An 11,882-nucleotide genomic window follows, 5' to 3' on the forward strand; every position below is an offset into this window, starting at 1 on the left:
GGTTCGGGGGAAGGCGTGGGAGCGGCGCGTCAGGCGGCGATCGGCGAGCGCCAGTCGTCGGAACCGGAGGTGCCGGAGGTGCCGGAGACCTCGTGGGTCCAGACGATCTTGCGGTAGGTGAAGTAGACGTCTTCCAGGTGGGTGAAGTGCGCCATGCTCGGGTCCTGGCAGTTGGGCATGCGTGACTGGACGTCGACGATGATGGCGTCCTCCAGTTCGATGGTGAAGTAGTGTTCCTGGGTGCCGGTGGCCGAGGTGCGGTACCACTCCAGGCGGCACTTGCCGAGGCGTTCGCCGGAGGTGAGGGCGTTGAAGATCAGCGGCGAGGCCTTGTCGAAGACCTTGGTGATCATCAGCGGCTTGTGCACGCGCTGGCCGGTGGGCTGACCCGACTGGGGATCGCGGGGAATGATCACCTGGTGATTGAAGGCCTGGACCAGGATCTGGTCTTCATGGCCTTCCTGGAAGATGTTGCCGACCGAGTCTTCGGTAAAGGTGCCGGCGGTGATCAGGCCTTGCTTGGTGCCTTCGAGGGACAGATACGCGGGGGTTGGCATGGTGCTCTCCTTGCCTGGTGATAGGGCTTCATGGCCCGGGTACCAGGGTTTAACAAGGGCCGTGCCAGAACAAAAAAATCCTTTCTGATCAGTGACTTGTAAAAGGACTACAAGACGCGGGCCGGACTACTGTGCGCCACTGCTCGGAAATCTGCGCAAGGCCTTGCGCAGAGCGGTTCAAAAGCTGATCGGGCTCAGGTAGTCGCCTGTCCGGGCGACTACGAAGTGCTGGCGCAAGGGCGAAAAAGACCGTGCTGAATCGTAATGACCAAGAGCCTTGGCGACCGTTATGTAGTATAAGTGCGACGCACTACATCCGCCCGCTAGACGAGATACGCCTGTGAACCTCATGCAACACATTGCTCAATCCCGCCACCTGCTGCGCAAGTCGGAGCTCAAGGTCGCCGAGCAGGTCATGGTGGATCCGGCTGCCGTCATGCACAGCTCCATGGCCGACCTCGCCCACAACGTCGGCGTGAGCGAGCCCACCATCGTGCGTTTCTGCCGGGCCATCGGTTGCGACGGCTTCCAGGATCTCAAGCTGCGCCTGGCGCAGAGCCTGGCGGCGGGGGCCAGTTTCGGCCAGTTCGCCATCCATGAGAACGATGCGGTGGAAGACTTCAGCCTGAAGATCTTCGACACCACCCTGCACACCCTCATGGACGTGCGCGAGCGCCTGGACATGCGGGCGCTGGAAACGGCCATCGAGGCGATCGCCAAGGCCCAGCGGGTGATGTTCTACGGCTTCGGTGCCTCGGGTTCGGTGGCCAACGATGCCCAGCACAAGTTCTTTCGCCTGCAGCTCAGCGCCACCGCTTATTCCGATCCGCACATGCAGGCCATGTCGGCGGCGACCCTGACCCCTTCCGACGCCGCCATCTGCATCTCCCAGTCGGGGCGCTCCAAGGACCTGCTGATCACCGCCAATCTGGTTCGTGACAATGGCGCGGCGCTGATCACCATCTGCCCGGGCCAGACGCCGCTGGCCGATCTGTCGACGGTCAACATCGCCATCGACGTGCACGAAGACACCGACATCTATGTGCCCCTGACCTCGCGCATCGCCCACCTGGTGGTGATCGATGTGCTGGCCATGGGCGTGGCCATGTCCCGTGGTCCGGCGCTGGTCGAGCATCTCAAGAGCGTGAAGCGCAGCCTGCGCAGTCTGCGGCTGTCGTCGAAGTCGCCCAGGCACAGCGACACCCAATAGTCGCCTCGCTGTCGCCAAACCGTCACCTGTTGGGGTGAAGCTGCCCATTCCGATCCCAGCCCGGAGGAATTGGCATGACCGCTCTCATCCAGCAATCCAGCGTTCGTCTCGACAGCAAGACTCGCAGAAAGCTCCAGGATCAACGGCGGATGAAATTCCGCCGAGCCATCGAGGCCCGAGCCGAGGAACAGCGGCTTGCCGTGGAACTCGATGAACTGCTGTTTCTCAATCAGCTGCTGGACGAGCGCCAGGCCCAGCGCCGGCAGCAGGCTCCAGGGCAATACCTAACGCATTGATCAGGCTGCGCTGGCCGCGCAGATAGTCGACGAAGGCCTGGGCCACTGGCGACAGCGGCTTGCCGCGCACCTGGACCACGCACCAGGAACGGCGCAATGGCAGCTCGGCGACGTCCAGCTCGACCAGGCTGCCGGCGGCGAGATCGCTGCGAATGGCCTGGCGCGGCAGCAGGGCCAGCCCTAGTCCGGCGCGGACCGCTTCGCGTTGCGCTTCGAAGGCGCCGATCTCCAGCTGTTCGGCGAAGTGCGCGCGCTTCTGCTTGAGATAGTCCTCGCAGGCCTGGCGCGTGCCGGAGCCGATCTCGCGTACCAGCAGCGGATAGGCCGTCAGGTCGCGCAGGCTGAGGCCGCTGCGCTCGGCCAGGGCATGGCCGGGACGCGCCACGGCGACGATGGCATTGTCCAGCAGTGGCAGGAAATCCAGGTCCGCGTTGCTCGGCACCCCGGACATCAGCGCCACGTCTTCGCGATTCTCCGTCAATCGACGCAGCACCCGGGCATGGTTGCCCACGGTCAGCGCCAGGTCGACCTGGGGATGGCTGCCGCGGAACTGGCTGAACAGGTGCGGCGCCAGGTACTGGGCACTGCTTTCCACTCCCAGGCGCAGCTGGCCGTGCAGGGCGCCGCGCAGATTCGACAGCTGCATGTCCAGGCTGCCCAGCCGGGCGAAGAGATCGCGACCGGTCTGGCGCAGGGCCTCGCCGGCCTCGGTGAGGTAGAGGGTGCGATTGAGGTAGTTGAACAGCGGCGCGCCCACCACCTCTTCGAGCTGACGCACCTGCAGGCTCACCGCCGGCTGGGTCAGCGCCATGATGTCGGCCGCGCGGCTGTAGGAGCGGGCCTCGCAGACGGCCTCGAATACCTGCAACTGGCGAAAGGTGAGTCGCATCAACGGCTTGCGCATGGGCATCGGCGAGATCCATAAGGAATGACTTATGGAGTATCCAACAATTATTTATTTTCCATAAGAGAGGCCCTGGCGTAGCTTCAGGTCACCGGCAATAACAAGCGGCTGCACGCTGCAGCAGACAAGGAGCCAGGTGTGATCAAGAAGATACTTATCGCCAATCGGGGCGAGATCGCCGTGCGCATCGTGCGTGCCTGTGCCGAGATGGGCATTCGGTCGGTAGCGGTCTACTCCGACGCCGATCGCCAAGCGCTCCACGTGAAACGTGCCGACGAAGCCCATGGCATCGGCAGCGATCCGCTGGAGGGCTATCTCAATCCGCGCAAGCTGGTGAACCTCGCCGTGGAGACCGGCTGCGATGCCCTGCATCCCGGCTATGGATTCCTTTCCGAAAATGCCGAACTGGCGGAAATCTGCGCCCAGCGCGGTATCCGTTTCATCGGACCGTCCGCCGAGGTCATCCGCCGCATGGGCGACAAGACCGAGGCGCGGCGCAGCATGATCGCCGCCGGCGTGCCCTGCACCCCCGGCACCGAGGGCAACGTGGCGGACATCGCCGAGGCCCTGCGCGAAGGCGATCGCCTCGGTTATCCGGTGATGCTCAAGGCCACCTCCGGCGGCGGCGGGCGGGGTATCCGCCGCTGCAACTCCCGCGAAGAGCTGGAACAGGCCTATCCGCGGGTGATCTCCGAGGCGACCAAGGCCTTCGGCTCGGCCGAGGTGTTTCTCGAGAAGTGCATCGTCAATCCCAAGCACATCGAAGCGCAGATCCTCGCCGACAGCCACGGCAACACCGTGCACCTGTTCGAGCGCGACTGTTCCATCCAGCGGCGCAACCAGAAGCTGATCGAGATCGCGCCCAGCCCCCAACTGACCCCCGAGCAGCGCGCCTATATCGGCGACCTGGCGGTGCGCGCGGCCAAGGCGGTGGGTTACGAGAACGCCGGCACCGTGGAATTCCTGCTCGCCGAGGGCGAGGTGTATTTCATGGAGATGAATACCCGGGTGCAGGTGGAGCACACCATCACCGAGGAAATCACCGGCATCGACATCGTTCGCGAGCAGATCCGCATCGCCTCGGGGCTGCCGCTGTCCTTCGCCCAGGAAGACGTCCTGCACCGCGGTTTCGCCCTGCAGTTCCGCATCAATGCCGAGGACCCGAAGAACAACTTCCTGCCGAGCTTCGGCAAGATCACCCGCTACTACGCACCGGGGGGACCGGGGGTACGCACCGACACGGCCATCTACACCGGCTACGTGATCCCGCCGTACTACGACTCCATGTGCCTCAAGCTGATCGTCTGGGCGCTGACCTGGGAAGAGGCCATGGACCGCGGCCTGCGCGCCCTGGACGACATGCGCGTGCAGGGGGTGAAGACCACCGCGCCCTATTACCAGGCCATCCTGCGCGATCCGGAATTCCGCAGCGGGCGCTTCAACACCAGCTTCGTGGAAAGCCATCCGGAGCTGACCCAGTATTCGATCAAGCGCAACCCGACGCACCTGGCCATCGCCATCGCCGCCGCCATCGCCGCCCACGCCGGTCTGTAAGGACGACAGAACAATGAAAAGCATCCAGATCACCGACACCATCCTGCGCGACGCCCACCAATCGCTGCTGGCGACCCGCATGCGCACCGAAGACATGCTGCCTATCTGCGCCAAGCTCGACCAGGTCGGCTACTGGTCGCTGGAAGTCTGGGGCGGCGCCACCTTCGACGCCTGCGTGCGCTTCCTCAAGGAAGATCCCTGGGAGCGCCTGCGCCAGTTGCGCCAGGCACTGCCCAACACCCGGCTGCAGATGCTGCTGCGCGGCCAGAATCTGCTCGGCTACCGGCACTACAGCGATGACGTGGTCGAGGCCTTCGTCGAGCGCGCCGCGGCCAATGGCATCGACGTCTTCCGCATCTTCGATGCGATGAACGATGTACGTAACCTGGAGACCGCCATCCGCGCGGTCAAGGCCAGCGGCAAGCATGCCCAGGGCACTCTCTGCTACACCACCAGCCCGGTGCACACGGTGGCGGCCTTCGTCGAGCAGGCGCGGCGCATGGCCGACCTGGGCGTAGACTCCATCGCCATCAAGGACATGGCCGGTCTGCTGACGCCCTATGCCACCGGCGAACTGGTCAAGGCGCTCAAGGCGGCCCTGAGCCTGGACGTGGTGGTGCACTCCCACGACACCGCCGGGGTGGCCGCCATGTGCCAGCTCAAGGCGGTGGAAAACGGCGCCGATCGCATCGACACGGCGATCTCCAGCCTGGCCTGGGGCACCAGCCACCCGGGGACCGAATCCATGGTCGCGGCCCTGCGCGACACGCCCTACGACACCGGCCTGAACCTGGAACTGCTGCAGGAGATCGGCCTGTACTTCCATGCGGTGCGCAAGAAGTATCACCAGTTCGAGAGTGAATTCACCGGGGTCGACACCCGGGTACAGGTCAACCAGGTGCCGGGCGGCATGATCTCCAACCTCGCCAACCAGTTGCGCGAGCAGGGCGCCCTCAATCGCATGAACGAGGTGCTGGAAGAGATCCCGCGGGTACGCAAGGACCTGGGCTACCCGCCCCTGGTGACCCCGACCTCGCAGATCGTCGGCACCCAGGCCTTCTTCAACGTGCTGGCCGGCGAGCGCTACAAGACCATCACCAACGAGGTGAAGCTCTATCTGCAGGGTCGCTACGGCAAGGCGCCGGGCGCCATCTGCGAGCAGCTGCGCAAGCAGGCCATCGGCCAGGAAGAGGTCATCGAAGTGCGTCCGGCCGATCTGCTCAGCCCCGAGCTGACGCGCCTGCGCGCCGAGATCGGCGACCTGGCCAAGAGCGAAGAGGACGTGATGACCTTTGCCATGTTCCCCGACATCGGGCGCAAGTTCCTCGAAGAACGCGCCGCCGGGACCCTGGTGCCGGAAGCCCTGCTGCCCATGCCGTCGGCCGATGGCGTGGCCGCGGTGGGTGGCCAGGGCGTGCCGACCGCCTTCAGCGTCGACGTGCACGGCGAGACCTATCAGGTGGATATCACCGGCATCGGCCTCAAGAGCGAGGGCAAGCGGCACTTCTACCTGTCCATCGACGGGGTGCCGGAAGAGGTGGTGTTCGAAGCCAGCGGTGAGTTCGTCGCCGAGGGCGGTCAGCGGCGGCGCCAGGCGGAGCGTCCGGGCGACGTCAGTACCACCATGCCGGGCAACATCGTCGAGGTGCTGGTCAAGGAGGGCGACCAGGTCAAGGCCGGGCAGGGCGTGCTGGTCACCGAAGCCATGAAGATGGAAACCGAGATCCAGTCCCCCATCGCCGGTACCGTCACCGCGGTACGGGTGGCCAAGGGCGATCGGGTCAATCCGGGTGAAGTCCTGATTGAAATCGAAGGCTGAGATCCCTTCGATTTCCCTTGGGGCCTACGGGCCCCTTTTTTGTTTCCGCGAGCAGGCTATTCAGCCCGGTCGTCCGGGCGTAGGCGCCAGGCGCCCTCGTGGCGCTCGGCCAAGCCCCGTTGCTCAAGGTCGCTGAGATAGCGACGCAGACCGCGTTCGCCACGGCGCTGAAAGAACGGCAAGACGCGCGGCAGCAGGTCGGGCACCAGCATCGCCAACCGGCTCAGCCAGAGTTCGCCGGCGCGCGGGGCGCTTTCCAGGCGTGGTCGATCCAGCACCCGGACCAGCAACCGCGCCACCGTCTCGGGTGACTGGGGCGGATCCATGAATTGCAGGGCATTGCCGCCGGCGATGGCTTCGCGGCGCAGCATCGGGGTGTCGGTGGCCGACGGCAGGACGCAGCAGACGCGGATGCCCTGGGGCGCGAGATCCTGGGCCAGGGCGAGCATGGCGCCGCGCAGGCCGAACTTGCTGGCGCAATAGACGGGGCTCTCCGGGGTGGGAAAGATGCCCGCCAGGGAGACGGTGGTGACCAGCCGGGCATTGGTCGAGCGCCTGAGCAGGGGGATGGCCAGGCGCGCGAGCAGCAGGGGCGCCAGCAGGTTGATGTCGAGCTCCTGGCGAATGCTGGCCGGACTGCGTTCGGTCAGGGGGCCGACGCGAACGATGGCGGCGTTGTTGACCAGGGCGTCGAGGCGACCGCAGCGCTGCTGGACGAAGTCGATCAGGGCGGCGAGCTGGTCTTCGTCGCAGAGATCGGCGGCGTAGGTCAGGGTGGCTTCGCCCAGCTCGGCGCGCAGGGCGGCCAAGCCCCTGGCGTCGCGGTCCACCAGGACCAACTGGACGGGCCGGCGGCTGAGTTGCCGCGCCAGGCATTGACCGATGCCGCCGGCGGCACCGGTGATCAGGATGACGTCGCTCATGGGCAGGCTGGCCGGAAGCGGCGCGGGCGCCTGGCGCAGGGGATCGAAATAGCCCGGGGTCAGGTCGCTCCAGCCCAGCCGGCGGCGCAGCTGGCGCAGGTAGTTCTGCAGGGCGTGCACCTCCAGGTAGACGGCGTGGCGCGGCGAGTCGACGAAGCGGATGCCGCCGGAGAGGTCCGGGTCGTCCTGCTGGATCAGCGCCTGGAATTCGCGCGCCTGGCGCGGCCGCTGCAGCTGGTCGGCCAGGTGGCAGGCGATCAGGTGGGCTTCCTGATCGAACAGCTTGTAGGCACTGGAATTGGTCTCCAGGTAGCCGATGCCGAACAGGTTGCGGTGCTCGCGACTGAAGATGGACAGGTAGAGCTGCGGCCGGCCGTGCTGCCAGGTGAAGTAGTCGGCGGCGTAGCGGCAACTCCAGCGATAGCCGGTGGCATAGAGCACCAGGTCGAGACTCTCCCGGCTGCCATCGCGAAACACCACCTGGTCGCCCTCGAAGTGGGCGATGTCCGGACGCGCCTGGATGTTGCCGTGCTGCAGATGGTGCAGCAGCTGGCTGTTGAGCAGCGGATGGCTCTCGAACAGGCGATGGTCCGGCCTGGGCAGGCCGAAGCGGGTCAGGTCGCCCTGCAGCAGGCGCAGCAGCCCTTGGAACAATGGGCGCTCCAGCCACAGCGGCAGGCGCGGACCGCGTTCGCCGAAGACGTCCGCCGGCACGCCGAAGAGGTGCTTGGGGATGAAGTGATAGCCGCGCCTCAGGCTGATGAAGGCGCGGTCGGCGTTGGCGGCGGCGTCGCAGGCGATGTCGGCTCCGGAATTGCCGGCGCCGACGATGAGTACCCGCTTGCCCTGGAATTCCGTCGCACGCCGGTAGCTGACCGCATGGCGGATCTCGCCGCTGAAGTGCCCCGGGATCTCCGGCAGGTTGGGGTCCCAGTTGCAGCCGGTGGCGCAGATCAGCGCCCGATAGCGGCGGCGTTCGCCGCTGTCGAGGGTGACGATCCAGCGGCCGTCCGCATCCTGGTCGACCCGTTCGACGGCGGTGTTGAAACGGGCCTGGGCATAGAGGCCGAAGGTGCGGGCGAAGGCGCGCAGGTAGTCGAGGATCTGGCGATTGCCCGGATAGTCGGGAAAGGTGGCGGGCATCGGATAGTCGAGAAAGCCCGAGAGGTCCCGCGACGAGATGAAGTGGGCGGATTCGTACATGGGGGTGCCGGGGTTATCCAGGTCCCAGACGCCGCCGAAGTCGCTGTGGCGCTCGAACTGCTCGTAGTCCAGGCCACGGCGCTTGAGGGCGCGGGCCATGCACAGGCCGCCGGGGCCGCCGCCGACGATGCAGATGCGCTCGCCGCAATCCTGGTAGGGAAGGTCGTCATTCATGCGGGTCTCCACAGATGGGTGTCGAGGCAACCTTAGCGGCGGATCGAGGGCCCCCGGCAGGGTGGCGGCGGTCAGCGAGGGGGGCCGAAACGGACAGCTGTTGCCGAGGGATGTCCGCCTGGTCGCCAGTGCGTTAACGTCCAGGCAGGTTCTCGTCCGTGGAGCGTCGTCATGCCGGACCCCGTCGATCCGCGCTTTTCCCGTGCCTCGGCGCCGCCCCAGGTGTCGCGGCTGCTGCTGCGGGTGGCGGCCGAACGCCAGGGTGACGTCGAGCGACTCTGCCGCGGCCTGGGATTCACGGCGGCCGATTTGCAGCGGCCAGGCTTTCGCCTGTCGCATCGGCAGGGCTATCTGCTGGTCCGGCGCTGCCTGGCGCAACTGGGCGACGAGGGCCTGGGCCTGGCCGTGGGCGCCCGGCAGACGAGCGTTTCGCTCGGCCTGGTCGGACTCGGCATGCAGGCCTGCGCCACCCTGGGTGCGGCCCTGGAGCTAGGGTTGCACTATCAGCAGCAGGCCGGCGCCATGCTCGACTATGGCCTGGAGCAGGGGACGGCGGCGGTGCGACTGGTGCTGACGCCACGCTTCCACGAGCCGGCGGTGACCGCCTTCTACATGGAAGAGGGGCTGGCCAGTGTGCTGAGCGTCGCCCGGCATCTGGCCGGGACCCGGCTACCGCCGCGGGCGCTGTACCTGGACTATCCCGCTCCGCCGCATGGCGAGTGCTATGCGGCGCTGTTCGAGTGTCCGGTGCGCTTTGCCGCGCCGGCGACCGCCATCGAATTCGCCCCCGCCTGGCTGGACCTGCCCCTCGTCACCCGCGACGACGCGGTGGCCGCCGAGGTGATTGAATTGCTGGGCGCGGCTGCCGGCGGCGATCCGCTGCGAACGGATCTGGTCGAGGGCTTGCAGCGCGAGATCCGCAAGCGGCTGGCTGCGCCGCCGACCCTGGCGCAACTGGCCGCGCCGCTCAATCTCAGCGAGCGTACGCTGAGGCGCCGACTCGAAGCGGCGGGTACCCGCTACCAGGCCCTGGTCGACGAAGCGCGCCGCGATCGAGCCCTGACGCTGCTCGGCCGGGCTGACCTGGCCCTGGCCGAGGTGGCCTTCCAGACCGGCTTCGGCGATCTGCGCAACTTCCGTCGGGCCTTCCGGCGCTGGACCGGCCTGGCGCCGCAGGAAGCCCGGCGCCGCCTACGAATATCGATGGAAGAAGGCGGCTAGGTGTCGCTGCCCGCGCGAAGGATTTAGGTCGCCTCTATTTATCTGATTGAGAAAAAGCACTAACACCTTTCGATAGGGTCTGCTATTTAATATAGCCAAGGCTATAACGATCCCGGGAGGATTCGCGATGCTGAAAGATCTCAAGAAACGCGCCCTGCGCGGTCTGCTGGACAAGCTCCTCGACCAGCACGCCGAACGTCGTCCGCTGGAAACCCAGCCCGAGCGTCCTCGCGGCATGACGGTCCACGCCGCGCACTGATCCCTGCCGATCAGGCAGGGGCCGGGCGGCCCCTGCATCCTTCATCAGTGCCTCCGTTGCGTCTTGGGCGAGGCACCTTCCCCCTGTTCGTCTCTGTCCTTTGCCGTTCTCATCCCAGGTTACAAAGTCTCCCTGCACGCCTGATAGGTTGTGCTATCTAATTTAGCCAAGGCTATAACCACCGAGAGGCGGGCCGGATGCTGGAGAAGACGAGACGCTGGACCCTGGCGGGTCTGCTGGGATTGCTGCTGGGCAACGCCGCCCAGGCCGCGGAGCCGTTCAAGGTGGTCACCACCTTCACGGTGATCGCCGACATGGCGCGCAATGTGGCGGGTGATGCCGCACGGGTGGAATCCATCACCAAGCCCGGCGCCGAGATCCACAACTACCAGCCCACCCCGGGCGATCTGCTCAAGACGCGCGATGCCCAGCTGGTGCTGTGGAACGGCCTAAATCTGGAGCTCTGGTTCGAGCGCTTCTTCAGCCGCATGAAGGACGTGCCCAGCGCGGTGGTCTCCCGCGGCGTCGCGCCCATCGCCATCGCCCGGGGACCCTATGCCGGCAAGCCCAATCCCCATGCCTGGATGTCACCCCGGGCAGCGCTGATCTACGTCGACAACATCCGCGATGCCCTGGTGGCGCATGACCCGGCCCAGGCCGACACCTACCGCCGTAACGCCGAGGCCTACAAGACGCGCATCACCGCCACCCTCGAACCCCTGCGCCAGCAGCTGCAGGCGATTCCCGAACAGCGACGTTGGCTGGTGTCCAGCGAGGGCGCCTTCAGCTACCTGGCGCACGACCTGGGGCTCAAGGAGCTCTATCTCTGGCCGATCAACGCCGATGCCCAGGGCACGCCGCAGCAGGTCCGCCGGGTGATCGAGACGGTGCGCGCCGAGCGGATTCCGGCGGTGTTCAGCGAAAGCACCGTTTCCGCCGCCCCGGCCGAGCAGGTGGCACGGGAGAGCGGCGCGCGCTACGGCGGGGTGCTCTATGTGGATTCCCTGAGCGCCGCCGACGGGCCGGTGCCCACCTATCTCGACCTGCTGCGGGTCACCACCGAAACCCTGGTCAAGGGGCTGGCGCCATGATCGCCCTCGACGGGGTCGGCGTGACCTATCGCAATGGCCACACCGCCCTGCGCGACGCCAGTCTGGTGGTGCCCGGCGGCTCCATCACCGCCCTGGTGGGCGTCAATGGCAGCGGCAAGTCGACGCTGTTCAAGGCGATCATGGGTTTCGTGCCCCTGCGCAGCGGCCAGGTACGGGTCGATGACCTGCCGGTGGCCCAGGCGCTCAAGCGCAACCTCGTCGCCTACGTCCCCCAGAGCGAAGACGTGGACTGGGACTTTCCGGTGCGGGTGGAAGACGTGGTGCTCATGGGTCGCTATGGCCGCATGAATTTCCTGCGCCTGGCCCGCGCCGCCGATCATCAGGCGGTGGACGCCGCCCTGGCCCGGGTGGGGCTGACCGAGTTGCGCAAGCGGCAGATCGGCGAACTCTCCGGCGGCCAGAAGAAGCGGGTCTTCCTCGCGCGCGCCCTGGCCCAGGACAGCCGGGTGATCCTGCTGGACGAACCCTTCACCGGGGTGGACGCCACTTCCGAGCGCGCCATCATCGAATTGCTCCAGGCCCTGCGCGCCGAGGGTCGCTCGATGCTGGTGTCGACCCATGACCTGGCCAGCATCGAGCGCTTCTGCGATCGCACCGTGCTGCTTGATCGCACCGTGCTGGCCCAGGGACCGCCGGCCGAGGTCTTTACC

The 11,882-nt window shown here is 66.5% G+C and carries 11 protein-coding genes; 8 read left to right on the forward strand and 3 right to left on the reverse strand.

All coding sequences use genetic code 11. From position 1 onward, the window contains the following. Window positions 1-29 precede the first annotated feature (29 nt). On the reverse strand, window positions 30-557 hold the full coding sequence (locus QMX82_RS12060; protein WP_282283737.1) for an Hcp family type VI secretion system effector: 528 nt from the start codon (window positions 555-557) through the stop codon (window positions 30-32). 340 nt (window positions 558-897) lie between these two features. Between QMX82_RS12060 and hexR the strand changes: the two genes are divergently transcribed. After that, window positions 898-1,767, forward strand: coding sequence for a transcriptional regulator HexR (hexR, locus tag QMX82_RS12065; protein WP_208693347.1), 870 nt, complete (start codon window positions 898-900; stop codon window positions 1,765-1,767). A gap of 74 nt (window positions 1,768-1,841) precedes the next feature. Next, complete coding sequence (locus QMX82_RS12070; RefSeq protein WP_081594569.1) at window positions 1,842-2,063, forward strand: PA3496 family putative envelope integrity protein; 222 nt, start codon at window positions 1,842-1,844, stop codon at window positions 2,061-2,063. Here QMX82_RS12070 and QMX82_RS12075 read toward each other — a convergent pair. Continuing rightward, window positions 1,993-2,967: a LysR family transcriptional regulator gene (locus QMX82_RS12075; RefSeq protein ID WP_187981281.1), complete on the reverse strand. Its 975-nt coding sequence runs from the start codon at window positions 2,965-2,967 to the stop codon at window positions 1,993-1,995. The genes QMX82_RS12070 and QMX82_RS12075 overlap by 71 nt on opposite strands. Before the next feature lie 138 nt (window positions 2,968-3,105). On the opposite strand from QMX82_RS12075, the gene QMX82_RS12080 reads away from it, so the two are divergent. Together QMX82_RS12080 and oadA are read left to right on the forward strand one after the other, a co-directional pair. Next, window positions 3,106-4,521 (forward strand): acetyl-CoA carboxylase biotin carboxylase subunit, encoded by a 1,416-nt coding sequence (locus QMX82_RS12080; RefSeq protein ID WP_282283741.1) that lies wholly within the window; start codon window positions 3,106-3,108, stop codon window positions 4,519-4,521. A 13-nt stretch (window positions 4,522-4,534) separates the two neighbouring features. Next, on the forward strand, window positions 4,535-6,340 hold the full coding sequence (oadA, locus tag QMX82_RS12085; protein ID WP_208693349.1) for a sodium-extruding oxaloacetate decarboxylase subunit alpha: 1,806 nt from the start codon (window positions 4,535-4,537) through the stop codon (window positions 6,338-6,340). 56 nt (window positions 6,341-6,396) lie between these two features. On the opposite strand, the gene QMX82_RS12090 is transcribed toward oadA, so the two are convergent. Continuing rightward, window positions 6,397-8,640: an SDR family NAD(P)-dependent oxidoreductase gene (locus QMX82_RS12090; protein WP_282283743.1), complete on the reverse strand. Its 2,244-nt coding sequence runs from the start codon at window positions 8,638-8,640 to the stop codon at window positions 6,397-6,399. A 171-nt stretch (window positions 8,641-8,811) separates the two neighbouring features. Here QMX82_RS12090 and QMX82_RS12095 point away from each other — a divergent pair, with 171 nt between their 5' ends. The 4 genes from QMX82_RS12095 to QMX82_RS12110 form a co-directional block, all read left to right on the forward strand. Continuing rightward, window positions 8,812-9,861, forward strand: coding sequence for an AraC family transcriptional regulator (locus QMX82_RS12095; protein WP_282283745.1), 1,050 nt, complete (start codon window positions 8,812-8,814; stop codon window positions 9,859-9,861). 127 nt (window positions 9,862-9,988) lie between these two features. Further along, a complete protein-coding gene (locus QMX82_RS12100) occupies window positions 9,989-10,120 on the forward strand; it encodes a hypothetical protein (protein WP_261793925.1) in 132 nt (43 codons plus the stop codon). A gap of 197 nt (window positions 10,121-10,317) precedes the next feature. Then, window positions 10,318-11,211, forward strand: coding sequence for a metal ABC transporter substrate-binding protein (locus tag QMX82_RS12105; RefSeq protein WP_282283750.1), 894 nt, complete (start codon window positions 10,318-10,320; stop codon window positions 11,209-11,211). Then, the coding region (locus QMX82_RS12110; protein ID WP_282283754.1) for a metal ABC transporter ATP-binding protein at window positions 11,208-11,882 on the forward strand (675 nt) is incomplete at its 3' end. The genes QMX82_RS12105 and QMX82_RS12110, both read left to right, overlap by 4 nt.

Origin of the sequence: Pseudomonas sp. PS02302, from assembly GCF_029959585.1 — a bacterium.
Classification (GTDB): domain Bacteria; phylum Pseudomonadota; class Gammaproteobacteria; order Pseudomonadales; family Pseudomonadaceae; genus Chryseomonas; species Chryseomonas aestiva.